This window comes from Pseudomonas sp. BF-RE-21 (assembly GCF_019947305.1).
Lineage (GTDB): Bacteria > Pseudomonadota > Gammaproteobacteria > Pseudomonadales > Pseudomonadaceae > Aquipseudomonas > Aquipseudomonas migulae.
This window is the reverse complement of sequence record NZ_JAGYGF010000035.1, coordinates 17,534-42,045: the sequence shown is the minus strand read 5'-3', so window position 1 is coordinate 42,045 and position 24,512 is coordinate 17,534. Positions and strand designations below refer to the sequence as shown.

At 61.3% G+C, this 24,512-nt stretch carries 24 protein-coding genes; 19 read left to right on the top strand and 5 right to left on the bottom strand.

Annotated features, from left to right (window positions below; genetic code table 11):
• The first annotated feature begins 27 nt into the window (after positions 1-27).
• Both KGB25_RS20510 and KGB25_RS20505 read left to right on the top strand, forming a co-directional pair.
• Entirely contained in the window at positions 28-681 is a 654-nt protein-coding gene (locus tag KGB25_RS20510) for a GntR family transcriptional regulator (protein WP_008031774.1), read from the top strand.
• A 15-nt stretch (positions 682-696) separates the two neighbouring features.
• On the top strand, positions 697-1,548 hold the full coding sequence (locus KGB25_RS20505; protein ID WP_223436454.1) for an urea carboxylase-associated family protein: 852 nt from the start codon (positions 697-699) through the stop codon (positions 1,546-1,548).
• A gap of 122 nt (positions 1,549-1,670) precedes the next feature.
• Here the strand turns inward: KGB25_RS20505 and KGB25_RS20500 are convergent, their stop codons facing one another.
• A complete protein-coding gene (locus KGB25_RS20500; protein WP_008031772.1) occupies positions 1,671-1,838 on the bottom strand; it encodes a DUF2897 family protein in 168 nt (55 codons plus the stop codon).
• Between the two features lie 125 nt (positions 1,839-1,963).
• Entirely contained in the window at positions 1,964-3,328 is a 1,365-nt protein-coding gene (gene eat, locus KGB25_RS20495; RefSeq protein ID WP_223436452.1) for an ethanolamine permease, read from the bottom strand.
• 394 nt (positions 3,329-3,722) lie between these two features.
• Between eat and kdpF the strand changes: the two genes are divergently transcribed.
• The 6 genes from kdpF (at position 3,723) to KGB25_RS20465 (ending at position 11,825) form a co-directional block, all read left to right on the top strand.
• Positions 3,723-3,812: a K(+)-transporting ATPase subunit F gene (kdpF, locus tag KGB25_RS20490; protein ID WP_007899818.1), complete on the top strand. Its 90-nt coding sequence runs from the start codon at positions 3,723-3,725 to the stop codon at positions 3,810-3,812.
• A gap of 8 nt (positions 3,813-3,820) precedes the next feature.
• Positions 3,821-5,515, top strand: coding sequence for a potassium-transporting ATPase subunit KdpA (gene kdpA / locus KGB25_RS20485; protein ID WP_008042180.1), 1,695 nt, complete (start codon positions 3,821-3,823; stop codon positions 5,513-5,515).
• A gap of 10 nt (positions 5,516-5,525) precedes the next feature.
• Positions 5,526-7,583, top strand: coding sequence for a potassium-transporting ATPase subunit KdpB (gene kdpB / locus KGB25_RS20480; protein WP_223436450.1), 2,058 nt, complete (start codon positions 5,526-5,528; stop codon positions 7,581-7,583).
• A 152-nt stretch (positions 7,584-7,735) separates the two neighbouring features.
• Positions 7,736-8,281 carry a potassium-transporting ATPase subunit KdpC gene (gene kdpC, locus KGB25_RS20475; protein WP_008027289.1) on the top strand — a complete coding sequence of 182 codons (546 nt, stop codon included), beginning with the start codon at positions 7,736-7,738 and terminating at the stop codon, positions 8,279-8,281.
• 131 nt (positions 8,282-8,412) lie between these two features.
• On the top strand, positions 8,413-11,070 hold the full coding sequence (locus KGB25_RS20470; protein WP_192226180.1) for a sensor histidine kinase: 2,658 nt from the start codon (positions 8,413-8,415) through the stop codon (positions 11,068-11,070).
• Between the two features lie 56 nt (positions 11,071-11,126).
• On the top strand, positions 11,127-11,825 hold the full coding sequence (locus KGB25_RS20465) for a response regulator (RefSeq protein ID WP_192226570.1): 699 nt from the start codon (positions 11,127-11,129) through the stop codon (positions 11,823-11,825).
• Between the two features lie 142 nt (positions 11,826-11,967).
• On the opposite strand, the gene KGB25_RS20460 is transcribed toward KGB25_RS20465, so the two are convergent.
• Positions 11,968-13,008 carry a patatin-like phospholipase family protein gene (locus KGB25_RS20460; RefSeq protein WP_192226182.1) on the bottom strand — a complete coding sequence of 347 codons (1,041 nt, stop codon included), beginning with the start codon at positions 13,006-13,008 and terminating at the stop codon, positions 11,968-11,970.
• A 222-nt stretch (positions 13,009-13,230) separates the two neighbouring features.
• Between KGB25_RS20460 and KGB25_RS20455 the strand changes: the two genes are divergently transcribed.
• The 3 genes from KGB25_RS20455 to KGB25_RS20445 all read left to right on the top strand — a co-directional run bounded on the left by KGB25_RS20455 (position 13,231) and on the right by KGB25_RS20445 (position 15,424).
• Positions 13,231-13,509 carry a hypothetical protein gene (locus KGB25_RS20455; protein WP_008027298.1) on the top strand — a complete coding sequence of 93 codons (279 nt, stop codon included), beginning with the start codon at positions 13,231-13,233 and terminating at the stop codon, positions 13,507-13,509.
• Between the two features lie 95 nt (positions 13,510-13,604).
• Complete coding sequence (locus KGB25_RS20450) at positions 13,605-14,363, top strand: CHAD domain-containing protein (protein ID WP_223436448.1); 759 nt, start codon at positions 13,605-13,607, stop codon at positions 14,361-14,363.
• Positions 14,364-14,626: 263 nt separating this feature from the next.
• On the top strand, positions 14,627-15,424 hold the full coding sequence (locus KGB25_RS20445) for an acyl-CoA thioesterase (RefSeq protein ID WP_192226186.1): 798 nt from the start codon (positions 14,627-14,629) through the stop codon (positions 15,422-15,424).
• Here KGB25_RS20445 and KGB25_RS20440 read toward each other — a convergent pair whose 3' ends face one another.
• Positions 15,425-15,790, bottom strand: coding sequence for an Mpo1-like protein (locus KGB25_RS20440; protein ID WP_008027303.1), 366 nt, complete (start codon positions 15,788-15,790; stop codon positions 15,425-15,427). It abuts the gene before it with no gap.
• Positions 15,791-16,015: 225 nt separating this feature from the next.
• Positions 16,016-17,497 carry a methyl-accepting chemotaxis protein gene (locus KGB25_RS20435; protein WP_008027306.1) on the bottom strand — a complete coding sequence of 494 codons (1,482 nt, stop codon included), beginning with the start codon at positions 17,495-17,497 and terminating at the stop codon, positions 16,016-16,018.
• Between the two features lie 179 nt (positions 17,498-17,676).
• On the opposite strand from KGB25_RS20435, the gene KGB25_RS20430 reads away from it, so the two are divergent.
• The 8 genes from KGB25_RS20430 (at position 17,677) to KGB25_RS20395 (ending at position 24,447) form a co-directional block, all read left to right on the top strand.
• Positions 17,677-18,207: a hypothetical protein gene (locus KGB25_RS20430; protein WP_223436447.1), complete on the top strand. Its 531-nt coding sequence runs from the start codon at positions 17,677-17,679 to the stop codon at positions 18,205-18,207.
• Between the two features lie 67 nt (positions 18,208-18,274).
• A complete protein-coding gene (locus KGB25_RS20425; RefSeq protein WP_008027309.1) occupies positions 18,275-18,466 on the top strand; it encodes a PLDc N-terminal domain-containing protein in 192 nt (63 codons plus the stop codon).
• 240 nt (positions 18,467-18,706) lie between these two features.
• Positions 18,707-19,582, top strand: a complete 876-nt coding sequence (gene speE, locus KGB25_RS20420) for a polyamine aminopropyltransferase (protein WP_008027310.1) — start codon at positions 18,707-18,709, stop codon at positions 19,580-19,582.
• Between the two features lie 218 nt (positions 19,583-19,800).
• Positions 19,801-20,034, top strand: coding sequence for a hypothetical protein (locus KGB25_RS20415; RefSeq protein WP_008042188.1), 234 nt, complete (start codon positions 19,801-19,803; stop codon positions 20,032-20,034).
• Between the two features lie 218 nt (positions 20,035-20,252).
• The gene (locus tag KGB25_RS20410; protein WP_008027314.1) at positions 20,253-20,594 is read left to right on the top strand and encodes a ribonuclease E inhibitor RraB; all 342 of its coding nucleotides are present in this window, start codon (positions 20,253-20,255) and stop codon (positions 20,592-20,594) included.
• 668 nt (positions 20,595-21,262) lie between these two features.
• Complete coding sequence (locus KGB25_RS20405) at positions 21,263-22,672, top strand: circularly permuted type 2 ATP-grasp protein (protein WP_008027316.1); 1,410 nt, start codon at positions 21,263-21,265, stop codon at positions 22,670-22,672.
• Between the two features lie 12 nt (positions 22,673-22,684).
• On the top strand, positions 22,685-23,635 hold the full coding sequence (locus KGB25_RS20400; RefSeq protein ID WP_008042189.1) for an alpha-E domain-containing protein: 951 nt from the start codon (positions 22,685-22,687) through the stop codon (positions 23,633-23,635).
• Positions 23,632-24,447 carry a transglutaminase domain-containing protein gene (locus KGB25_RS20395; protein WP_223436445.1) on the top strand — a complete coding sequence of 272 codons (816 nt, stop codon included), beginning with the start codon at positions 23,632-23,634 and terminating at the stop codon, positions 24,445-24,447. The genes KGB25_RS20400 and KGB25_RS20395 overlap by 4 nt, the downstream gene beginning before the upstream one ends.
• The last annotated feature ends 65 nt before the right edge of the window (positions 24,448-24,512 follow it).

Below are 24,512 nucleotides of genomic sequence, written 5' to 3'. Positions count from 1 at the left end.
TTGTTGAACAATCATGAGGCGATAAGTATGAACAGCGGACTGTCCCTGGCCGACCACATCACCCTGGAGTTGCGCGCCGACATCATTGGCGGTCGTTTGCTGCCCGGCATGGCGCTGGTGGAAAACGATCTGGTGTCAGCCTACAACGCTTCCCGCAACACCATCCGCGAAGCCTTGCATCGCCTGGGGCAGGAAGGTCTGACCCGTTATGTGCGCAACAAGGGCGTGATGGTGCGTCGCTTGGGCGTCGACGATGTGCGGGATCTGTTCAACGTCCGCCGCACGCTGGAGTTGCAGGCCATCAGTGCCAGTCAGCCGTTGCGCGATTATCAGTCCGACCGGATGCTCGAAGCCCTGGAAGCCACCGAGCTGGCCCGGGAGCGCGAGGACTGGCGCGCCGTGGGCACGCACAGCCTGGCGTTTCATCAACACATCGTCGGGTTGCTGCGCAGCCCGTTGTTCGATGAGTTCTTCACCAATGTCGTCGCGCAACTGCGCCTGGTGTTTTGCGCCGCGCCCGATGAATCACGGTTTCAGGCGCCCTGGCTGGCGCGTGACCGGCAGATTCACGAGTTTCTGGCCGAAGGCGACAAACGCGCCGCCGAGGACGCCATGAGCCGTTATCTCGACGATTCCGAGCACCTTCTGTTGCAAATGCTTGCCCCTTCTTCCCATCACTGATCGAGGATTCGTGCCATGTACAAAGACTATCCAGCGGCCTACCAAGTCAGCAAAGGTTCGGCCTTGCAGGTGGACAAAGCCTTCTATGAAAAGATCCGGGATGCGAAGGAGGGGCGCACGCTGATCGAGCAGTTCGAAGTGCCGATCCGCACCGGCCGCGCCTGGCATGTCCCGGCCGGGCACGTGTTTCGCGTGACCACGCCGGTCGGCCCGCAAGTCGGGGATTTCAACGTCTGGAATGCCAACGATCCGCGTGAACGCTTGTGGGCTTCACGCACGCGGCAGTTGCAGGGGGCGCATGTCAGCACTCACGACCGGCTCTGGTCGAACCTGCCATTCTTGCGGCCGCTGGTGACCATCACCGATGACAGCCTGGCCGACTACGGCATTGACGAACATGGTGGGCGCCTGCACGACTTGCTCGGCACCCGCTGCGATCCCTATGTGAACAAAATGCTCACCGGCGAAGACTTCCACCATCACTGCCACTCCAACCTGACCCGCGCAGTGTTGCCCCATGGCCTGACCGAGTTCGACGTGCATGACGTGCTGAACATTTTCCAGTGCACCGGCCTCAATCACGACGACATGTACTTCATGAAAGCCTGCCCGGCGCAGAAGGGCGATTACCTGGAATTCTTTGCCGAGATCGATCTGTTGTGCGCGCTGTCGACCTGCCCGGGAGGCGATCTGTCGCTGGCCATGTGGGGGCCGGACGCGCAGGACCCGCTGAGCGTGTGTCGCCCGCTTGGGGTGGAGATCTACAAACTGGAGGATTCACTGCTCGAAGGCTGGAGCCAGCCGGAGCGTGCGGCGTACAAAGGGCTGCATGGCTTGCACATCGCCAAGGCCGATTGGGAAAAATAGCCGTCACCTGCAGGAGCGAGCCTGCTCGCGATGGACGTTAACGATAACGCGTTTATTCTGAATAAACGCGTTGTTCTCAGGTGCATCGCGAGCAGGCTCACTCCTGCAGGGATCAGGTTTTTTCAGCGGTCCTGCGCATCCTTGGCATCCGCTTGCGCGTTGCGTTCAGCGACGCGTTTGCGTTGCTCATCGGTCAGTTCGACCTTGTGGGCGGTGTCGCGCAACAACATCAAACCACCCACGATCGAGCCGATTGCAACGATCAGAATCAACCAGGCATACCAGGGCATAGGGCTCTCCTTGAGGGCAGGCCGATTGGCGGGTTTCGCCAATCGATCGTGCATACCACTTTGAGCGATTCAATTTCGCAGTGGTTCCATTCTATGCCTGATCGACCCGCAACACCTGCTGCGATTCAGAGCCCGGTCAACATCGCGTCCGCCGGTGCATCGGCGCGCAATTGCGCGGTCAGCATGAAGTACACGAAACCTATGGCCATGAAGCCGAGGAAAATCGCGCCGATCAGCGCGTTGAACCACGCCATCGCCACCAGGCACACCACCGCCAGCACCAGTGCAATGGCCGGCACCAACGGGTAGCACGGCGCGCGGAAAGTGCGCTCCAGGTTCGGCTCGGTTTTACGCAGCTTGAACAGGCTGAGCATGCTCATGATGTACATCACGATCGCGCCGAACACTGCCATGGTGATCATCGCGGCGGTGAGCGTCATGCCGCCGAGGTTGATCAAGCCGTCGCTGTAGATCGCCGCGATCCCGATGACACCACCGGCGATGATTGCCCGGTGCGGCGTCTGGAAACGCGAGAGTTTGGCCAGCGACGCCGGCAGGTAACCGGCTCGCGCAAGGGCGAAGAACTGCCGCGAGTAACCGAGGATGATCCCGTGGAAACTCGCCACCAGACCGAACAGGCCGATCCACACCAGCATGTGCAACCAGCCGGAGCTTTCACCGACCACGGTTTTCATCGCTTGCGGCAGCGGGTCGTTGATGTTCGACAAAGTGCGCCAGTCGCCGACGCCGCCGGCAAAGAACATCACGCCCATGGCCAACAACACCAAGGTCAAAATGCCGCTGATGTACGCCTTGGGAATCGTGCGTTTCGGGTCCTTGGCTTCTTCGGCGGCCATGGCGGCGCCTTCGATGGCGAGGAAAAACCAGATGGCAAACGGAATCGCTGCGAACATCCCGGCAATCGCCGGTGCGCCGAACACATCGGAGCCGGCCCAACCATTCAGCGCGAAGTTGCTGAAGCTGAACGCCGGCGCAACCACGCCCATGAACACCAGCAATTCAGCCACCGCGAGTACGCAGACGATCAGCTCGAAGGTTGCTGCCAGTTTCACCCCGAGGATGTTCAGGCCCATGAACACGATGTAGGCGCCGACCGCTGCGTGTTTCGGGTCGAGGGCGGGGAATTGCACGTTGAGGTAGGCGCCGATCGCCAGTGCGATGGCCGGTGGGGCGAAGACGAATTCGATCAGCGTCGCCAGCCCGGCGATCAATCCGCCTTTCTCGCCAAAGGCGCGGCGGCTGTAGGCAAAGGGACCGCCGGCGTGGGGAATCGCCGTGGTCAGCTCGGTGAAGCTGAAGATGAAGCAGGTGTACATCGTGGCGACCATGAAGGACGTCACCAGAAAACCAAGTGTGCCCGCCACGCCCCAGCCGTAACTCCAGCCGAAATACTCACCGGAAATCACCAGCCCGACCGCGATGCCCCACAGGTGCAGCGTGCCCAGCGTGGGTTTGAGTTGTGTGTTCATGCGTTTGCTCCCTGAACGGTTTGGACAGCTCGGGGGAGGGCGTGTGCAGTGGGCGTGCCAGTGTGGTGATGGCCGTCGTAAAGCGCAAAAAGGTGTCGTATCGGGGATGTTCGGCGCTGGATGGATGGGTTTTATGCATCAGTTGGGGGCGTTGGTGTCTGTTATGCCGTCTTCGCGGGCAAGCCTCGCTCCTACAGGGGATCGGCGCATTCAAAACTGTAGGAGCGAGGCTTGCCCGCGAAGGGGCCCGCGAAAACACCGCTGTAACGCCCGCATAAACCCACTCTTTACACTTTCTTTATGCACAGCCAACCCCCTCGATCTCGCTCCTTTACAGCCTTCCTTCCGACAATGACTCCACACGCGGCAATACGCCGTAACACGGAGAACTTCCATGAGCGTTCTGGACGGGGTGTCACTGCTGTTGGCAGTGGGGCTGTTCATTTATCTGTTGGTTGCGCTGTTGCGCGCGGACCGGAACTAGGAGCGGCTATGCACAGTTATGACTATTGGCTGATCCTGGCCTTCTTCGCCGTGGTGCTGATCCCGGCACCGTTTCTCGGGCGGTTCTACTACAAGGTCATGGAAGGCCAGCGCACCTGGCTGACACCGATCCTGGGACCTGTGGAGCGTGGCTGTTATCGGGTGGCCGGCGTTGATCCGCAAGCCGAACAGAGCTGGCAGAAATACACCCTGGCCTTGCTCGCCTTCAATCTTGCGGGCTTTTTGCTGTTGTTCGTGATCCTGTTGTTCCAGGACCACTTGCCGCTCAACCCGCAAAACCTGCCGGGTCAGGAGTGGACGCTGGCGTTCAACACCGCCGTCAGTTTCATGACCAATACCAACTGGCAGGGCTACAGCGGCGAAGCCTCGCTGAGCTACCTGAGCCAGATGGTCGGTCTCACCGTGCAGAACTTCGTCAGCGCCGCCACCGGCCTCGCTGTGCTGGTTGCGCTGTGTCGCGGCATCGGTCGCAAATCGACCAAAACCCTGGGCAATTTCTGGGTCGACATGACCCGCGCCACCCTCTACGGCCTGCTGCCGCTGTGCCTGCTGCTGGCGCTGTACCTGGTCTGGCAGGGCGTGCCGCAAACTTTCGCGCAGTACGTGAATGCGGTGACGATGCAAGGCGTCGATCAGGTGATCCCGCTCGGCCCGGCCGCCAGCCAGATTGCGATCAAGCAACTGGGCACCAACGGTGGCGGCTTCTTCGGCGTCAACTCGGCGCACCCGTTCGAGAACCCGACGGCGTGGAGCAACCTGTTCGAGGTGGCCTCGATCATTCTGATCCCGGTCGCCCTGGTGTTCACCTTCGGTCATTACGTCAAAGACCTGCGTCAGAGCCGCGCGATCATCGCCTGCATGCTGGCGCTGTTCCTGATTGGCGGCGCGACCTCGCTGTGGGCTGAATACCAACCGAACCCGACCCTGAACAACGTCGCCGTCGAACAGACCGCGCCGCTGGAAGGCAAGGAAGCGCGCTTCGGCACCACCGCCACGGTGTTGTGGTCGGTGACCACGACCGCCGCATCCAACGGCTCGGTCAACGGCATGCACGACAGCCTCAACCCGCTGAGCGGCATGGTCGCGATGGTCAACATGATGGTCGGCGAAGTGATCTTCGGCGGCGTCGGTGCCGGGCTCTACGGCATGTTGCTCAACGTGCTGATTGCGGTGTTCCTCGCCGGCCTGATGATCGGCCGCACCCCGGAATACCTCGGCAAGAAACTGCAGGCCAAGGAAGTGCAACTGCTGGTGGTGACTTTGCTGGTGATGCCGGTCGGCGTGCTGGTGCTCGGTGCGATTGCCGCGAGCCTGCCCGGTCCGGTGGCTTCGGTGAGTAACCCCGGCGCCCACGGTTTCAGCCAGTTGCTGTACGCCTACACCTCGGCCAGCGCCAACAACGGTTCGGCGTTCGGCGGCTTCGGTGCCAACACCGCGTTCCATAACCTGATGCTCGGCCTGGGCATGTTGATCGGTCGCTTCGGTTACATCCTCCCGGTACTGGCCCTGGCCGGCAGCCTGGCGATGAAGAAAACCGCACCGATCGGCCAGAACAGTTTCCCGACCCACGGCCCGCTGTTTGTGACCTTGCTGACCGTGACCATTTTGCTGGTGGGTGGTTTGACCTTCCTGCCGACACTGGCACTGGGTCCGATTGCAGAACATTTGAGCATGGGCTTCTGAGGAATCAATGATGAATATGCCCGTAAGTAAAGCCGCCACCGTCAAGGCGCCGGAACAACCGAAAACCGCGATCTCGGCCCTGTGGCGTCCGGCGTTGGTGCAAGCCTTCGTCAAGCTCGACCCACGGCAATTGCAGCGTGCGCCGGTGATGCTGGTGGTCGAACTGACCGCCGTCCTGACCACCGTGCTGTGCTTCATTCCCGACAGCGCCGTGCCGACCTTCGTCGCTGCGCAAATCGCCTTGTGGCTGTGGTTCACCGTGCTGTTCGCCAACTTCGCCGAAGCCTTGGCTGAAGGTCGCGGCAAGGCTCGCGCCGACAGCCTCAAGGCTGGCAGCGAAGGCTTGAGCGCACGCCGCAAAACCGGCAACGGCGCCTTTCAAGTAGTGCCGGCCACCAGCCTGCGCAAGGGCGATGTGGTGCGCGTCGAAGCCGGGGAAATGATCCCCGGTGACGGCGAAGTCATCGAAGGCATCGCGGCGGTCAACGAAGCAGCGATTACCGGTGAATCCGCGCCGGTGATCCGTGAATCCGGCGGCGACCGTTCGGCCGTCACCGGCAACACCCGACTGGTCTCCGACTGGCTGCTGGTGCGCATCACCGCCAACCCTGGCGAGTCGACACTGGACCGCATGATCGCTTTGGTCGAAGGCGCCAAACGCCAGAAAACCCCGAACGAAGTGGCGCTCGACATCCTGCTGATCGGCCTGACGCTGATCTTCCTGCTGGTGGTCGTGACCCTGCAACCGTTCGCCCACTTCGCCAACGGCAGCCTGCCGCTGGTGTTCTTGGTGGCGTTATTGGTCACGCTGATTCCGACCACCATCGGCGGTTTGCTCTCGGCCATCGGCATCGCCGGCATGGATCGTCTGGTGCGCCTGAACGTGATCGCCAAATCCGGGCGCGCCGTGGAAGCGGCGGGGGACGTGCACGTGTTGCTGCTGGACAAGACCGGCACCATCACCTTCGGTAACCGTCGTTGCACCGCGGTGTATGCCGCACCGGGTGTGAGCGCCAAGGAGCTGGCCGAGGGTGCGCTGTTCGCTTCGCTGGCCGATGACACCGCGGAAGGCAAGTCCATCGTCGAGTACCTGCGCGGCATTCATCCACAACCCGAGCCTGCCACCGAAGTGCTGACGGCGGTGCCGTTCAGCGCCGAGACTCGCTTGTCCGGTGTCGACTATCAGGGCCGTGTGTATCGCAAGGGCGCGGTGGATTCGCTGCTGGCGTTCGTCGGCCTGAAACGCGCCGATCTCGCCCCGGCACTGTCCCGGGAAATCGACAAGATCGCCCAGAGCGGCGGCACGCCGTTGCTGGTGTGCGCCGACGGTAAATTGCTCGGCGCGATTCACCTCAAGGACGTGGTCAAGCCAGGCATCCGCGAGCGTTTCGCCGAGCTGCGCAAACTGGGGATTCGCACCGTCATGGTGACCGGCGACAACCCGCTGACCGCCGCGGCGATTGCGGCCGAAGCCGGTGTGGACGACGTGCTGGCTGAAGCTACGCCGGAGAAAAAACTGGCGCGCATTCGTCATGAGCAGAACGACGGTCGTCTGGTCGCCATGTGCGGCGACGGCGCCAACGACGCCCCGGCACTGGCCCAGGCCGACGTCGGCATGGCGATGAACGACGGCACGCAAGCGGCGCGCGAAGCGGCCAACATGGTCGACCTCGACAGCGACCCGACCAAGCTGCTGGACGTGGTGCAGATCGGCAAGGAATTGCTGGTGACTCGCGGTGCGCTGACGACTTTTTCCATTGCCAACGACGTCGCTAAATACTTCGCGATTCTGCCGGCGCTGTTTGCCTCGATCTACCCGCAACTGGGTGTGCTCAACGTCATGCAACTGAGCAGTCCGCAGAGCGCGATTCTGTCGGCAATTGTGTTCAACGCCTTGATCATTGTGGTGCTGATTCCACTGGCCTTGCGTGGCGTGCGTGTGCAGGCGGCGAGTGCGGCGGCGTTGCTGCGCCGCAACCTGTTGATCTACGGGCTGGGCGGGATTCTGGTGCCGTTCGTGGGCATCAAGGCGATCGACATGCTGTTGACGGCGTTGCATCTGGTTTGACCCTTGGCGAGCGCTTCGCGCTCGATCGCCGGCAAGCCGGCTCCTACAGGTGTTCACCACCGGCCTGTAGGAGCGAAGCTTGCTCGCGAAGAATGCACCACGGTTCATCTATATGAACACCGAATCTGTTCACCGAATTCGAGGATTTTGAAATGTCCACAATGATACGTCCGGCCCTGAGCCTGCTGGTCCTGATGACCCTGATCACCGGCGTCGCTTACCCGTTGGTGGTCACTGGCGTTGCGCAGGTCGCGTTCCCTGACCAGGCCAATGGCAGCCTCGTGCGCGACGCCGACGGCAAAGTCCGCGGCTCTTCGCTGATTGCCCAGGATTTCACCGGTGACGCATGGTTCCATCCGCGCCCGTCGGCCGGTGCTTTCGCCACGGTATCGAGCAGCGCCAGCAACCTGTCGCCAAGCAACCCGGCCCTGGCCACTCGGGTGATCGACGATGCCAATAAACTGCTGGTGCCAGGCCAGGGGCCGGTGCCGTTGGCGCTGCTGACCACTTCTGGCAGCGGGCTTGATCCGCACTTGCCACCAGCGGCGATTGCCTATCAACTGGCGCGTGTTGCGGCGACGCGGAATCTGCCGGTGTCTACGCTTCAGAATCTGCTGGCCGCGCACATCGAACAGCCGTTGGTAGGCCCGCCGGTGGTGAATGTGTTGGCGCTGAATATGGCGCTGGAAAAGTTGTAAATCGGTGGCGTCGCCAATCGCTAGCAGGCTAGCTCCCACAGGGGAATGCATACCCCCTGTGGGAGCTAGCCTGCTAGCGATGGCGATAGAACAATCACCACATCAACACCTGAAAAAAGAGAGCTTCAAACATGAGTGACTCCGGCCGCGCCGACGCGCTGTTAGCAGACCTGCCCCGCGATGGCCGTGGCCGGCTCAAGGTTTTCCTCGGTGCCGCGCCCGGTGTCGGCAAGACCTACGCCATGTTGCAAGCGGCCCACACTCAACTGCGCCAGGGCGTAAAAGTCATCGCCGGCGTGGTCGAAACCCACGGCCGTGCCGAAACCGAAGCGCTGCTCGGCGGCTTGCCGCAGCAACCGCTGGTGCGCTCGGAATACCGTGGCGTGATGCTCGAAGAAATGGACCTAGACGGCCTGCTCGCAGCCAAACCGAAACTGGTGCTGGTCGACGAACTGGCCCACAGCAACGCACCCGGCAGTCGTCACGCCAAGCGCTGGCAAGACATTCAGGAACTGCTCGCCGCCGGCATTGACGTGTTCACCACGGTCAACGTCCAGCACCTGGAAAGCCTCAACGACCAGGTGCGCGGCATCACCGGTGTGCAGGTCCGCGAAACCTTGCCGGACTGGGTGCTGCAAGAAGCCTATGAACTGCTGCTGATCGACTTGCCGCCACGCGAGCTGCTCGAGCGACTGCGCGACGGCAAGGTCTATGTGCCGGAGCAGGCGCGGGCGGCCATCGATGCGTTTTTCACCCAGACCAACCTCACCGCCCTGCGCGAATTGGCGATGCAGACGGCAGCGGCTCAGGTCGATAACGATCTGGCGCAAGGGTATCGCCAGCTCGGCCAGGCGGCACCTGCGGTACGCGGTCGGCTGCTGGTCGGTGTCGATGGCGATGCTCAGGCCGAACGTCTGGTGCGTCACGCCAGTCGTGTCGCCCAGCGCCGGCATTTGCCGTGGAGCCTGGTGCACGTGGACAACGGCAGCGTGCGCGACGAGCAATCGCGCCTGCGTTTGCAAAGTGCCCAGCAACTGGCCGAACGTCTCGGTGGCGAAGTGGTGTTGTTGCGTGCCGGCGAAGTTGCGAAAACCCTGATCCAGCACGCTGCCGAACGCCGTGCCAGCCTGGTGCTGGTCGGGCAATCGCGGCAGCGTTTGCGTCGACGCCTGTTCGGCGGTGGTCTGGCCTCACGCTTGCTGCGCGATGCACGTGGACTGGAAATCAACGTCCTCGACAGCGATCACGAACAGCATCAGCCGCGCCAGCGTTCGGCGCAGTCACTGGTGTGGTTCGACTATGCGCTGGCGCTGGTTGCAACCGTGCTCGCCAGCGCACTGGCCTGGGCCGTGGCGAGTGTCTTGCCGCTGCCGAACATCTCGCTGGTGTTCCTTGCCGCCGTGTTGCTGGTGGCGGTGCGCAGCAGCCTCGGCCCGGCGCTGGCCTGTGCGGCGCTGTCGTTTCTGACCTATGACTTTCTGTTCATTCCGCCAAATTTTTCCTTCAGCATCCAGCGCGAAGAAGACGTACTGACGCTGCTGTTTTTCCTGCTGATGGCTGCGCTCACCGGCAACCTCGCCGCGCGCCAGCGCCGGCAATTGCAGGCGTTGCGCGATACGCAGGAAGAGACCACCGAACTGCTCGACCTGTCGCGCAAACTCACCGCCGCCACCGACCGCCAGGCCGTGGTCAGCGCCGCCGCGCAGCATCTCAACGGCTGGAAAGACGTGCAGCTGTGCCTGCTCAATCGCGACGGTCAGGCGGGTTGGAAAGTCGAAACCGGTGGCCCGCTGGAATTCACCGAAGCCGAACGCGCCGCCGCCGATTGGGCCTGGCAACACGATCAACCGGCGGGCGCGGGCACCGGCACGTTGCCGTTCGGGCGTTGGTGGTGGTGGCCGCTTTCGGTGGAAGACGGGCCGCTGGCGTTGCTCGGCGTCTGTGCCAAAGAAGGGCAGACCTTGAGCGGTCAGCGTCGACGTTTGTTGACCGCACTCAGTCAGCCGCTGGCCCAGGCGCTGGCACGCGCACAATTGGCCGAAGACCTGGAAGCGGCGCGGCTGCACGGCGAAACCGAGCAACTGCGCAGTGCCTTGCTGGCGTCGGTGTCCCACGATCTGCGCACGCCGCTGACCTCCATGCGCGGCAGCATCGACAGCCTGTTGGCGCTCGGCGAAGCCATCCCGCTGGAGGATCGTCGCGAACTGCTTGAAGGCACGCGTGATGAAGCCGAGCGCCTCGATCGCTACATTCAAAACCTGCTGGACATGACCCGCCTCGGTCACGGTGCGCTGAAGCTCGCGCGGGACTGGGTGTCACCGGCCGATATCGTTGGCAGTTCGCTCAATCGCCTGCGTGCGGTGCTGGCGCCGTTGCAGGTCAGCACCGATGTGCCCGCGCAACTGCCGCTGCTGTTCGTCCACGCCGCGTTGATCGAGCAGGCGCTGGTCAACGTGCTGGAAAACGCCGCACGGTTTTCACCGGTGCATGGGCGTTTGCAATTGCGCGCTGGCGTGGATCAAAACGAGCTGTTCTTCTCGGTCAGCGATGAAGGTCCGGGCATTCCGGAAGAAGAGCGGGCGAAAATTTTCGACATGTTCTACACCGCCGCACGCGGTGATCGTGGCGGGCAGGGGACCGGGCTGGGGCTGGCGATCTGTCAGGGCATGGTCGGCGCGCACGGCGGGCGCATCAGCGTCGGTGACGGCATCGACGGGCGCGGCACCTGCATCACCCTTCACTTGCCCTTGCAGGAACAACCTTCCTTTGAAATCGAGAGCGGACAGTGAGCACTGAAAGTGAAGCCTGATACCCTTTGGACATCTCCATGCCGCGACCGGAAACCATGAGCCAGACCGCGACCATTTTGGTCATCGACGACGAACCGCAGATCCGCAAGTTCCTGCGCATCAGCCTCGCCTCCCAAGGCTACAAAGTGCTGGAGGCCGGCACCGGCACCGAAGGCCTGGCGCAAGCCGCATTGAACAAACCCGATTTGCTGGTGCTCGACCTCGGCCTGCCGGACATGGACGGCCAGCAAGTGCTGCGCGAGTTCCGTGAGTGGTCGACGGTGCCAGTGCTGGTGCTGTCGGTGCGCGCCGGTGAAGGTCAGAAGGTCGAAGCGCTGGATGGCGGCGCCAATGACTACGTGACCAAGCCGTTCGGCATCCAGGAATTTCTGGCGCGGGTGCGTGCCCTGTTGCGTCAGGCGCCGGTGGGCGAGGCGCAACAAGCGGCGTTGACGTTCGGCCCATTGACGGTGGATCTGGCGTATCGCCGGGTGCTGCTCGAAGGTGTCGAAGTGGCGTTGACCCGCAAGGAATACGCAGTGCTGGCGCAACTGGCGCGGCATCCGGGAAGGGTCATCACCCAGCAGCAATTGCTCAAGGATATCTGGGGGCCGACCCATACCGAAGACAGTCACTATCTGCGGATTGTGGTGGGGCATTTGCGGCAGAAGCTGGCGGATGATCCGACGCAGCCACGGTTTATCGTGACCGAGGCGGGGGTTGGGTATCGGTTGTTGAGTGAGGGTGGGGTTTAGTTTTTTGTGTTGGATGATCCGGTCCCATCGCCGGCAAGCCGGCTCCTACAGGGACCAGAGTCGTTTGCAAATCTTGTGATCACCTCAACCTTTGTAGGAGCTGGCTTGCCGGCGATGAGGCCCTCACATTCACTCGAGACCCTCAGGAATCCCGCTCATTCTCATACCGATCCAAGGTATCCCGCGCAATCTCCCGCCCCAGCGCGATCAACTCCGGTGCCTTGTAAAACTCGAAGAACCGGCACACCCGCTTCGGCACGTTGATCAGAATATCCGGCGGATAGCCGGCGATCTTGTACTGCGCCAACGACGTCTGCATCACCTCGAAACTCTGGTTGATCAAATCCAGCAAGGACGCCGGTCCCACGTTGTCGATGATGAATGAACCGGTGGCCGACTTCGGCGCACCGTCGCGTTCAGGGGCGGCTGCCGGTTGCTGGGCTTCGGGTTCGGCGGACTCGACCCAGGGATTGATCTCGGCCGCCTCGGCCATCAACGCTTCCTTTTCCAGCAACAACAATTGTTCTGCCTGTTTGCGGCGGAACGGCATTTTCGAACCCAGTGAGTTGAGCAGGCTGTCGAACCGGGTCCTGAACGCGGCAGGGCGCTGGATCACCGGCAATTGATAGTGACGCTGGTTGGTGGAGTTGAGGTTGACCGCAATGATCAGGTCGCAATGGCTCGACACCACGGGCACGATCGGCAAAGGGTTGAGGATGCCGCCGTCCACCAGCATGCGATTGCCTTGCATCACCGGGGTAAACAGGCTCGGGATGGCCGCCGAGGCGCGCATTGCCTGGTGCAGGCAACCTTCCTGAAACCAGATTTCCTGCTGATTGGTCAGGTCGGTGGCCACCGCCGTGTAGGGGATGCGCAGGTCTTCGATATTGATCTCGCCGACGATCTTGCGGATCTGCCCGAAGACCTTCTCGCCGCGAATCGCCCCCAGCCGAAAACTGACGTCCACCAGGCGCAACACGTCGAGGTAATCCAGGCTTTCGATCCAGTTACGGTATTCGTCCAGTTTGCCGGCGGCATAAATCCCGCCGACCACCGCACCCATCGAGCAGCCGGCAATGCAGGAGATGTCGTAGCCACGCCGTTCGATCTCTTCAATGACCCCGATATGGGCATACCCTCGGGCCCCACCTGAGCCCAGCACCAGTGCGACGCGCTTTTTCATGAATCGCCCTCGTCTGACAAGGTTCAACAATGCACCCATCGGGGGGCGCGCTTCAATCGTCAAGGTCGCTTGGCAGGGTGAAGGCGTCGTTTTTTCGACACTCCATGGCGGCAGATGGTTATTCTCCCGAGCGCTATAGTTTCGGCGGCGGGAGCAAGGCACTTTTCACGCGCCGGACCGTCTTACCTGCAAGACTGTTTTCCTATTGTTGAGGTATGAGTGATGAAAGCCTGGATCTGTGTGCCCTTGATTGCGCTGGCACTCGCCGGTTGTGCCGGCAAAACCGCTTACCGTGACAGCTGCGGCAACGGGCTCGATGCGGCGTGGCGTGAGCTGGACCTGGCCAAGGCCGAAGGTTTCGCCGGCACCGTCAGCTACTCCAAGGCCCTGTCGTTGCTGACCGGCGCCAAGACCCAGCAGCAATTCGAAGCGTTCGAAGGCTGCGCCAGGAAAGCCGAGAAGGCGCGCTTTTATATTCGTGAGTCACGCGCTGGCCGTTAAACAAGGCGCTAATCTGTAGGAGCCGGCTTGCTGGTGAAGGCGTCATCACGGCTGCCATCGCCAGCAAGCCGGCTCCTACAATTGGAGTCAATCACATGATTAATCGGTTGGTGGCTCAAGTTCTGGGCCTGGAAGTCCGTTTGCTGGCCTGTCAGGCCCGATTGAATGCCCGCACCGATCCGGAAGCGTTGCACGATCTGCGCACCACGGTTCGCCGTTTGCGCAGCCTGCTGCGACCATTGCGTGGCTTGCCCGGTGTCGAGCAACTGGAAGCGGCAGCGTCGGCCGTGGGGCAGTTGACCACGCCGTTGCGCGATCGCGAAGTGCTGGCGGTGTACTTGCTCGAGCACGATCAACCCGAGGCGGCGCAACGGCGCATGGCGCAGATGGCCGAGGCTTACCCGGCGGTTGCGGCGAGTCCTGAGCTGTTGCAGTTGCTGATGATCCTTGACGCCTTTCCGCGCTTTTTACGCGCCTCGCAGCGTCAGGGTTTGCTCAAGGGCTTGCGTCAACGCATCGAGAAACGCCTGGCCAAACAATGGAAGAAACTCGATCAGGCGCTGCACGATCCCGCCCATGATCGCCATCGTCTGCGCTTGTTGATCAAGCGCGTGCGTTATGGCATCGAGGCGTATCCCGAGCTGGATCGCTTGCCGAAACCGGCGCTGCCCAGATTGAAGTCGGCCCAGGCCGCATTGGGCGATTGGCACGACTGCTGGCAATGGCTGGCCCGGGCCGAACAGGAAGCCGATTTGCAGCCTTGCGTGGCGGTCTGGAAAACCACCATGGCCCAGGCCGAGGGACGCGCGGACCGTGTGCTCGACAAACTCAGTGCCAGCTGTTTCAGATCCTGAAACCACCATGGATGACTTGATCACTAATTGGCTGGACAACACAGAACCTTGTGGGAGCGAGCCTGCTCGCGATCGCGGTAAATCAGCAGCATCAATGTCGGATGTTGTACCGCTATCGCGAGCAGGCTCGCTCCCACATGGGTTCGGTGTGGAGCCGAGCCATGCGCGGCCCATCTGTCCGTACTTTTGGCCGGAATAAGCGCTGTGCCGTTTTAGCTGGCTGGTTAAGATCTCTTTATTCCTTTTCTGCCCTTGAGGTTTCCATGCGCTTTTCCGATCTGCTCGACGCCGTCCGCAGCCAGCCGCTGGAGCTGTCTATTCCGGCCGAATGGGCGCAGGGTCGCGCCAGTTTTGGTGGCCTGGTGGCCGCCTTGCAATACGAAGCCATGCGCGCGAAGGTGCCGGCGGATCGTCCTGTGCGTTCGCTGGCGATCACCTTTGTCGGGCCGGTCGAGCCTGAAGTGCCGGTCAGTTTTGAAGTCGACGTCCTGCGCGAAGGCAAGGCGGTCAGCCAGGTACTGGGTCGGGCGATGCAGAAGGGCCAGGTGGTGACACTCATCCAGGGCAGCTTTGGCGCCTCGCGACCGTCCGAAGTGGCGGTAACCGCCACGCCGGCCCCCGAAATGAAGCACTGGGACGATTGCCAGGAGCTGCCATTTATCAAAGGCGTCCTGCCGGAATTCATGCGCCATCTGGCGATGCGCTGGAGTGTTGGCGGCCTGCCGTTCACCGGCAATAAATCCCGCGAGATGGGCGGTTGGGTGCGCTTGCGCGGGGATGTGAAGGAAGAGGCGGTCAGTGAGGCGCATATCCTGGCGCTGGTGGACGCCTGGCCCCCATCCTTGATGCCGCACCTGACGAAACCGGCGATGGGCAGCACGCTGACCTGGACCATCGAATTCGTCCAGCCGGTGCTGGAATTGAGCACGCTGGACTGGTGCAAATACCTCGTTGAAATCGAACATGCCGCTGACGGCTACGGTCACGCGGCGGCGCAGCTGTGGAACGCAGAAGATCAGTTGATTGCCATGAGCCGGCAGACGGTGACGGTTTTCGCCTGATCAGTGACGACGGTGGCGCTCACGCCAGGCGCGCCACCAGCCGCCGCTGAGGAAAAACCGTGGAAAGGTCAGGAACTGCTCGACCAGCAGGCGCGACACCGCGTCTTTGCGATCACTGAACGGCTCGGAGGCTTGCGCCTCCAGGCTGTGACCGTGGCGCTGCAGGCCCAATGCCGCGAGCAGGCCGATGACGCCAATCGCGAAGTTCGCAAAGCTCAGGCTGAACACCCCGCAAACCAGCAGCAGAAACGCCACGATGAACAGCGGCACGGCAATCAGGTGCAACACCAGATTGGCCGGGTGCTGGTGATTGTCCGGGTAAGCGCGCCATTGCCAGGCGGGAAGGTTGGGGTGACGTTTGCCCATGATGCTGATCCTCGATCCATGTTGAACACATGATTGAAGAATAGGCGCGGCATGGGCGGGCGGCGAATCAAGGATGGCTATCGGAGTGATAGATGTCATGGTCAATATTGATGTTGACCGGGCGGACGCTATCGCTGGCAAGCCAGCTCCTACAATGACCGAGTTAACCGAAGAAATGCGATCAACGCTGAACGTGTAGGAGCTGGCTTGCCAGCGATGGGGGCTTCAGAGTTTCAACTGACCTATAGCCTTACTCAGTTCCCCGGCCAGCGCCGCCAACTCATTACTGGTCGTCGCCGAGTCCACGGTCTGTTTCACGGTGTTCTCGGTCACATCGCGAATACTCACCACCGCCCGATTCATCTCTTCCGCCACCTGGCTCTGCTGTTCCGCCGCCACGGCAATCTGCGTATTGCTTTCGCGCATCTGCGCCACTGCGCTGGTGATTTCGGCCAGTGCAGCGCCAGCCTCTTGCGCCTGTTGCACGCAATCGTCCGCCTTGAACGAGCTTTCCTGCATGAAATCCACCGCGTCCCGCGTACCGGCCTGCAACGCCGAAACCATGAGGGTGATCTCGTCGGTCGAGGTCTGCACGCTTTTGGCCAGGTTGCGCACTTCATCGGCGACCACGGCAAAACCACGACCCATTTCCCCGGCCCGGGCTGCTTCAATCGCCGCATTCAGCGCCAGCAGATTGGTTTGCTCGGCGATGCTGTGGATCACATTGACCACGCCGTTGATCTTCTGGCTGTCTTCGGCCAGACGCTGAATCATCTCGGCCGTCTGCTGGACGCCAGTGGACAACCCGGCAATCGACTTCTGCACGCGGCTGACCACTTCCTGGCCGCTGCCGGCCAGGGTGTCGGCGGTTTTCGAAAGGTCGCGGGTGGCACCGGCGTGCTGGGCGATGTGGTAGACGGTGGCGGTCATTTCGTTGATCGCCGTGGCGGCCTGATCGGTCTCGCTTTGCTGACCGAGCATGCCGTGGCGCACTTCGTTCATGCTCGATGCCAGCCGAGCGGCACCGTCATCCAGTTGTCGTGCGGTGCTGGCGACGGTGTTGACCACCCGTTGGTAACCGGCCTGCATCGCGTTGAACGCACCGGCCATCTGCCCAACTTCGTCCGTGCAGGCCAGCGGCACACGGGCCGAGAGGTCGCCGGTTTTTTCGACGTGGAGCATGACGTCTTTCAACGTATTGAGCTGGCTGAGCAGAAAGCGGATCAACAATTGCGACGCACCGAGCATCGCCAGCATCAGGATGAACACCGCCACGGCGTAGTTGGCGAAACGTTCTTCGAACACCTGGCTCAGGCTCGGGCCATAGGCAATCACGGCGATGTGTTGGCCGTCGGCACGCGCGAACACTTCGGCGCCCATCAACGGGTTTTCGCCGAACAGCGGCATCGAGTTGATCTCGACCCAGCCGTTGCTGTCCGTCAGTTCCAGCACGGGTTGATCGTTGAGCAACGGCGCGTGCCCGCGACTGAACGTCAGCAGGTTGTCGGCCTTGGGCAGCGCTTGCCCGGCCGGCCAGGCGCCGAGCAGGCGTGCCTGTGCCTGGGCGGACACTTTGGATGCGTGACTGCGGGCCTGTTGTTCGAGCTGTACGGCATACAGCACCAACAACAGGGTCGTGACGAAGGCGACAGCGTTGACCGCCCAAAATTTATATTTCAGCGAGATGTTGCTAAGCCAGGCACCCATGGAGGTCTTCTCTGATAGCGGAAACAGTATTGGCAAGGTGCCAGCATTGTGCCGCGGCCCCGTGCGCCGGATCTTGATATGGGTCAACATTCCCGGTCACGCTCGCGCACAGGAACTGCGGGACGTAATGCGCTATCCTTCGCGCCTTCAAAATTCCCTCGCTACAGGATTCCGCCCCCATGAAAGCCGCACTCGTCGAACTCATCAGCAAAATCAGCTCCGGGTGCATGAGCGAAGACGAAATCCTCAAAGTCGCCGACGAAGCGGCCCAGGCCTACGCCGATCCAGAGGCTTTTCTGACAGCCAATCCGGACATTAACTACGACGACACCTTCCCGATTCCGTTGGGCGAGTGGGTCGTCGTCGGCAGCCTGCCGGAAACCGTGCTGTTCCAGGCTGACACCTATATGGACCTGTTCGCGCAGATCGTCGCTTCGTTTGGTTCGGGCGTGGATTTCAACATCAAACCCAAGCAACTGGCCAAGACCGAAGCGCTGACCGCGCTCAATCGCATCCAGGTGCAAATGGGCAGTATGAACAAGGAAAACGGCGGTTATACGCTGATGAACTTCAGCCAGTTGCTCGACGACGAGCTGCAAGTGGTGCTGGTCTACGGCAACGACGTACCGCGTGTGCTCGAGCTGTGCGCCGAGGTCGGCATCGCTGTCGCGCCTTCCCTGGAAGCCCTGAAAGTCGCCATCCACGTTTGATGGCATGAAACGAAACCCCTGGGGCCGACTATCCTGAGAGGGCACACAACGCTTAGGGAGCGACACCATGGGTTCCACGTTTAACGGCCTGGTGGGCCTGATCATCCTTGTCCTGGACATCTGGGCAATCATCAACGTGCTGAAAAGTGGCGCCGACACCGTGATGAAAATCATCTGGGTCCTGCTGATCCTGCTGCTGCCGGTCCTGGGCCTGATCATCTGGGCCATCGCCGGGCCACGGGGCAATGTGCGTATCTGACCCGACACAACATCTGTAGGAGCTGGCTTGCCGGCGATCCGATCACCGCGGTGTATGTGACAGACCGCGTCGTCTGCATCGCCGGCAAGCCAGCTCCTACAGATATGTGGTCACCAGAAGGTTCGACCTGTCATCTTCCGCGACGTAGAATGCGCGCCTTTCCCGGGCAATCGAGCTGATCGATTGGCCATCATGGGCGGGTAACCGTCCGTTGCCACCGCATTCATCGGAGCACTTCCCATGAGCAACACTCCAACCAGCGATTACCTGGAAACCCTCTACGAAGGCTACGGCCAGCGTTTTCGCATGGAAAAACTGCTGCACGAAGTGCGCACCGAACACCAGCACCTGGTGATTTTCGAGAACCCGCGCATGGGCCGCGTCATGGCGCTGGACGGCGTGATCCAGACCACCGAAGCCGACGAATTCATCTACCACGAGATGCTCACCCACGTGCCGATCCTGGCGCACGGCAGCGCCAAGCGCGTGCTGATCATCGGCGGTGGCGACGGCGGCATGCTGCGTGAAGTGGCCAAGCACCGTAACGTCGAGCACATCACCATGGTCGAGATCGACGGCACCGTGGTCGACATGTGCAAGGAGTTCCTGCCGAACCACTCCAAGGGTGCATTCGATGATCCGCGCCTGAACCTGGTGATCGACGACGGCATGCGTTTCGTTGCCACCACCACCGAAAAGTTCGACGTGATCATTTCCGACTCCACCGACCCGATCGGTCCGGGCGAAGTGTTGTTCTCGGAGAACTTCTACCAGGCCTGCCGTCGTTGCCTCAACGAAGGCGGCATCCTGGTGACTCAGAACGGCACGCCGTTCATGCAGATCGAAGAAGTCAAAACCACCGCCGGCCGTCTGCGCAGCCTGTTCCCGGACTGGCACTTCTACCAGGCCGCCGTGCCGACCTACATCGGCGGTTCGATGACTTTTGCCTGGGGCGCGACCAACACCGCTTATCGCAAATTGTCCCGCGAAACCCTGCAACAGCGCTTTGCCGGTAGCGGCATCGTCACCCGCTACTACAATCCGGAAATCCACATCGGCGCGTTCGCCTTGCCGCAATACGTGTTGCAGGCCGTGAACAAGCCAAGCAACGACTGAAGAAATACGCAAAACCCCTGTAGGAGCGAAGCTTGCTCGCGAAAGCGGTGTTTCAGTCGACATTTTTATTGGCTGATATGCCGCCTTCGCGAGCAAGCTTCGCTCCTACAGGGACCGTGTTTTTCATGCTTGCACGGCGTAATCTGTTTGAACGATCGGTCAGGGTAAAAGTCCAGATGGATGTAAGCCCATTTACGGGTTTGTTCGAGGAGGCAGTGATGCAAAAGTGGAAAATCACTTTCGTGGATGATCACGGTGAAACAGCCAACGAAGTTTTTGAGTGCGACGAATGCCCGGACAACGAGCACGCCGCCAAACTGATCAAGGAACGTCTCCTTCCTGTCGTCGCCGAACTGGATCTGAATGATCTGGAAGGGCGAACTGCTGATGCAAGCGTCAAGAATCTTAAAGCCCAGAACAGCATCCAGATCCTCGGCATTACTCCCGTCTGATACCCCTCTGGAACACTCGTGAAATAACCAGGCCTTGGCAGCGGCTCCGACTTGGGGCTACTCTGCAAGCGAGATCAGCGAATGGATCGCTAAGGTCTGGTCTTGTCAGCTACATGCTTGTTTCCCATCGGCAATTTGCTTGCCGCAGCGCTCGCACCCTTCGGTTGCCGGCGTCGGGAGTACGGAAAGTCTATCCATCGGTATCAGGAGGACGTTTCATGAGCACAGCCTATCAAGAAGACATCAGCAGCTCGGTTCTGCGCCGCATGAAAGAAGGCGGTTTCGACTTTTCACGTTTCCATCCCATCGAGTTCTACGCCATTTTCCCGGACGAGGAGCGGGCACGCAGGGCGGCAGGGCATTACTGCGGTGAATCCATGAATGCACAAATCAGCGTGCGCGACGACGGCGCCTGGTCCCTGGAACTGAGCAAAGTGATGTACGCCACCTATGACGGCATCGGCGACTTTGAGCAGGACTTCGAGGCGGTGGTCGAGCCTTTGGGTGGCATCATCGAAGGATGGGGCGTCAAGCAGGAGGTACGAGGGCTACTCGCATAACACTATGAACAGCGACAACATCCACTAACGGCTGACCTTCGGGTTGGCCGTTTTCGTTTGCGGCGATCAAGCCCCCTGTAGGAGCCAGCTTGCTCGCGATGGCGCCCTGCGAATCACTGCAGAATTTCAGGCCCCATCGCCGGCAAGCCGGCTCCTACAGAAATCCGGCGTGCCACAAATCACCGCCCCCTGTAGGAGCCAGCTTGCTGGCGATGGCGCCCTGCGAATTACCGCAGAATTTCAGGCCCCATCGCCGGCAAGCCGGCTCCTACAGAAATCCGGCGTGCCACAAATCACCGGCGCCCTGTAGGAGCCAGCTTGCTGGCGATGGCGTCCTCCCAATCACCGCCAAACCATCGCCCACAAATCCCGAAACAAAAAAAAGCCGCCTGAGCAAGGCGGCTAAAAGGGAAGTTCGGTGAGCATTTCCAGCGAATGCGCGAATTATCCGCATCCCCCTCCGGGCAGTGAAATCAACTCTGACTATGCTGGTGATAGGCGACAGCATTGCTTCGCAATGAAGCGGGGGCGATCAGGTTGGCGCATTTGCCGCACAGGATTGGTGCGGTGTTAATCATGTGAATATCCAACCGATTGATATCAAAGCGTTTCTGCCGATGGCACGGGCCTTGCGAAGGCCTGGATGTCCGGGTGACAAGGAGTACGGCATGATCCGCACCTATTTTGATGAGATGTACGATGCCGGCGGCCAGGTCCGCCCGCATTATCGGGAGTTTGCCCGTTGGCTGGCCGAAACGCCTGACGAGCTTTTGGCACAACGGCGACGCGAGGCCGATCTGCTGTTTCATCGCGCCGGGATTACTTTCACGCTCTACGGGGACGAGCAGGGGACAGAGCGCCTGATTCCCTTCGACACCATTCCACGCAGCATCCCCGCCAGTGAATGGCGGATCGTCGAACGCGGCTGCATCCAGCGGGTCAAGGCGCTGAACATGTTCCTCGCCGACCTCTATCACGAGCAGCGCATCATCAAGGCCGGCATCATCCCGGCCGAACAAGTGCTGGCCAACGAGCAATACCAGTTGGCGATGCAGGGGCTGGATCTGCACCGGGATATCTATTCCCACATTTCCGGCGTCGACCTGGTGCGCGATGGCGACGGCACGTACTACGTGCTCGAAGACAACCTGCGTACACCCAGTGGCGTGAGCTACATGCTCGAAGACCGCAAGATGATGATGCGCCTGTTCCCTGAGTTGTTCTCGGCCCAGCGCATCGCCCCGATCGATCATTATCCGAACCTGTTGCTAGACACCCTGAAAAGCTCCAGCCACCTCGATAACCCGAGCGTGGTGGTACTGACGCCGGGTCGCTTCAACAGCGCGTTTTTCGAGCATGCATTTCTCGCTCGGGAAATGGGCGTGGAGCTGGTGGAAGGTGCGGACCTGTTCGTGCGTGACGACAAGGTGTTCATGCGCACCACGGACGGGCCGAAAGCCGTCGATGTGATCTACCGCCGTCTCGACGATGCATTCCTTGATCCGCTGGCGTTCAATCCGGACTCGATGCTTGGCGTTCCGGGGCTGCTGTCGTCGTACCGCTCGGGCAATGTGGTGCTGGCGAATGCCATCGGCACCGGGGTGGCGGACGATAAGTCGGTGTATCCGTTTGTCACCGACATGATCCGTTTCTACCTCGACGAAGAGCCGATCCTGAAGAACGTTCCGACGTTCCAGTGTCGTAATCCCTCCGAACTGTCCCACGTGCTGGCCAATCTTCCAGAACTGGTGGTCAAGGAAACCCAGGGCTCCGGCGGCTACGGAATGTTGGTGGGACCGGCGGCGACGGCGGCGGAAATCGAATCCTTCCGCGAACGAATCAAGGCCAAGCCCCACGCGTATATCGCGCAACCGACGTTGTCCCTGTCGACCTGCCCGACCTTTGTCGAAAACGGCATCGCACCACGCCATATCGACCTGCGTCCGTTTGTATTGTCTGGCCGCGAAACCCGGGTTGTGCCCGGCGGTTTGACCCGTGTCGCCCTGCGTGAAGGCTCCCTGGTGGTGAATTCCTCCCAGGGCGGCGGAACCAAGGACACCTGGGTGGTCGAGGATTGAAGGAAGCCTGCCATGTTAAGTAGAACTGCCTCGGATTTGTATTGGATGTCGCGTTACCTGGAGCGGGCGGAAAACCTCGCACGGATGCTCGACATCAGTTATTCGCTGTCGCTGATGCCGCAGGATGGCCGCGGTGACGGTCTGCATGAACTCGCCATGCCGCTGCTGATAACCGGCACCCTGGACGATTACCTCGAACGCCACGGCGAGTTGCATGCCGAACGGCTGCTGCACTTTTTTGCCCTGGACGCGGCCAACCCGGCGAGCATTTACAGCTGCCTCGGTTCGGCGCGGGCCAGCGCGCATGCCGTGCGGGGGCGAATCACCGCGGACATGTGGGAGAACATCAACGCCACTTGGCTGGAAATTCGCGGTATCGCCGATCAGGGCTTGAGTCGTTACGGCATGAGCCGTTTCTGCGAGTGGATCAAGGAACGTTCCCACCTGTTTCGTGGCGCGTCCTACGGCACGATCATGCGTAACGATGCGTTCCGGTTTATTCGTCTGGGCACCTTTATCGAAAGGGCGGACAACACCTTGCGCCTGCTCGATGCTCGCTACGAAATGGCGGGCGATCAGGCCGAAGCGGTCAGCGACGGTACGGCTCACGCCTATTACCAGTGGAGTGCTTTGTTGCGGGCGTTGTCGTCGTTCGAGGCCTACACCGAGATCTACCGCGACGCACCCGGCGCCCGGCATGTGGCCGAACTGCTGTTGCTGCGCGCCGATGTCCCGCGATCCCTGCGCGCGTGCACCGAAGAAATCGACCAGATCCTCGCTCAACTGCCGGGGGCCAATGGTCGTCCTGCGCAACGTCTGGCCGCCGAGATGGACGCACGCCTGCGCTACACCGGCATCAACGAAATTCTCGACGAAGGCCTGCACGCCTGGCTGACCGAGTTCATCCCGCTGGTGCGCCAGTTGGGTAACGCCATACACAGTTCCTACCTGGAGGCTGCATGAGACTTTCCATTAGCCACGAGACCACCTATCACTACGAAGATCAGGTGCGGGCGAGCATCCAGTACCTGCGACTGACCCCTCACGACAGCGAGCGCCAGCACGTGCTCAGTTGGCAGCTCGACCTGCCGCGCCCGGTGCGCGCGCAACTCGATCCGTTCGGCAACATCCTGCACGTGCTGACCATGGACGAGCCGCATGAAGCGATCATCATCGGCGCCCGTGGCCAGGTCGACATCGACGAACTGCGTGAAGCCGAGCACGAGAGCCAGTCGGCGCTGCCGTTCCTGCGCTTCACGCGCCTGACCGAGGCCGACGAAGCCTTGCGTGAGTTCGCCGAGAAGGCGTGCAAAAAGCGCCGGGACCGCGCGGCATTGATCGACTTGATGCATGGCCTGAATTCGCACATGACCTACACGCCGGGCTCCACCGAAGTGGACACCAGCGCCGCGCAAGCCTTCGCCGGGCGTTCGGGTGTCTGTCAGGACCACACCCACGCGTTTCTCGCCTGCGCCCGCAGCCTGGGCATTCCTTCGCGATATGTGTCGGGCTATTTGTACAGCGAGAACAGCGAGCATCTGGCCAGCCACGCGTGGGCGGAAGCCTGGCTGGATGACGCGTGGTACAGCTTTGACGTGACCAATGAACTGGCGCGACCGGAGCGGCATTTGAAACTGGCGGTGGGCCTGGATTACCTGGATGCCTGCCCGGTACGCGGGATGCGTCGGGGCGGCGGGTGCGAGCAGATGCACGCGAAGGTGTTTGTGTCGCCGACGCCGCTGCCGATGCCGGTGATTTCAGTCCAGCAGCAATAGGTCTGTTCGCCGCAAAAACCTGTGGGAGCGAGCCTGCTCGCGATAGCGGTCTGTCTGTCACATTC

Coding starts and splice junctions, on each gene's coding strand:
- KGB25_RS20425 (WP_008027309.1), top strand. CDS start 18,275: ATGGGTTCCACGTTTAACGGCCTGGTGGGCCTGATCATCCTTGTCCTG.
- kdpC (WP_008027289.1), top strand. CDS start 7,736: ATGTCCACAATGATACGTCCGGCCCTGAGCCTGCTGGTCCTGATGACC.
- KGB25_RS20460 (WP_192226182.1), bottom strand. CDS start 13,008: ATGAAAAAGCGCGTCGCACTGGTGCTGGGCTCAGGTGGGGCCCGAGGG.
- KGB25_RS20500 (WP_008031772.1), bottom strand. CDS start 1,838: ATGCCCTGGTATGCCTGGTTGATTCTGATCGTTGCAATCGGCTCGATC.
- KGB25_RS20465 (WP_192226570.1), top strand. CDS start 11,127: ATGAGCCAGACCGCGACCATTTTGGTCATCGACGACGAACCGCAGATC.
- kdpF (WP_007899818.1), top strand. CDS start 3,723: ATGAGCGTTCTGGACGGGGTGTCACTGCTGTTGGCAGTGGGGCTGTTC.
- KGB25_RS20415 (WP_008042188.1), top strand. CDS start 19,801: ATGCAAAAGTGGAAAATCACTTTCGTGGATGATCACGGTGAAACAGCC.
- KGB25_RS20450 (WP_223436448.1), top strand. CDS start 13,605: ATGATTAATCGGTTGGTGGCTCAAGTTCTGGGCCTGGAAGTCCGTTTG.
- KGB25_RS20410 (WP_008027314.1), top strand. CDS start 20,253: ATGAGCACAGCCTATCAAGAAGACATCAGCAGCTCGGTTCTGCGCCGC.
- speE (WP_008027310.1), top strand. CDS start 18,707: ATGAGCAACACTCCAACCAGCGATTACCTGGAAACCCTCTACGAAGGC.
- KGB25_RS20505 (WP_223436454.1), top strand. CDS start 697: ATGTACAAAGACTATCCAGCGGCCTACCAAGTCAGCAAAGGTTCGGCC.
- eat (WP_223436452.1), bottom strand. CDS start 3,328: ATGAACACACAACTCAAACCCACGCTGGGCACGCTGCACCTGTGGGGC.
- KGB25_RS20510 (WP_008031774.1), top strand. CDS start 28: ATGAACAGCGGACTGTCCCTGGCCGACCACATCACCCTGGAGTTGCGC.
- KGB25_RS20440 (WP_008027303.1), bottom strand. CDS start 15,790: ATGGGCAAACGTCACCCCAACCTTCCCGCCTGGCAATGGCGCGCTTAC.
- KGB25_RS20405 (WP_008027316.1), top strand. CDS start 21,263: ATGATCCGCACCTATTTTGATGAGATGTACGATGCCGGCGGCCAGGTC.
- kdpA (WP_008042180.1), top strand. CDS start 3,821: ATGCACAGTTATGACTATTGGCTGATCCTGGCCTTCTTCGCCGTGGTG.
- KGB25_RS20470 (WP_192226180.1), top strand. CDS start 8,413: ATGAGTGACTCCGGCCGCGCCGACGCGCTGTTAGCAGACCTGCCCCGC.
- KGB25_RS20430 (WP_223436447.1), top strand. CDS start 17,677: ATGAAAGCCGCACTCGTCGAACTCATCAGCAAAATCAGCTCCGGGTGC.
- KGB25_RS20400 (WP_008042189.1), top strand. CDS start 22,685: ATGTTAAGTAGAACTGCCTCGGATTTGTATTGGATGTCGCGTTACCTG.
- KGB25_RS20435 (WP_008027306.1), bottom strand. CDS start 17,497: ATGGGTGCCTGGCTTAGCAACATCTCGCTGAAATATAAATTTTGGGCG.
- kdpB (WP_223436450.1), top strand. CDS start 5,526: ATGAATATGCCCGTAAGTAAAGCCGCCACCGTCAAGGCGCCGGAACAA.
- KGB25_RS20455 (WP_008027298.1), top strand. CDS start 13,231: ATGAAAGCCTGGATCTGTGTGCCCTTGATTGCGCTGGCACTCGCCGGT.
- KGB25_RS20445 (WP_192226186.1), top strand. CDS start 14,627: ATGCGCTTTTCCGATCTGCTCGACGCCGTCCGCAGCCAGCCGCTGGAG.
- KGB25_RS20395 (WP_223436445.1), top strand. CDS start 23,632: ATGAGACTTTCCATTAGCCACGAGACCACCTATCACTACGAAGATCAG.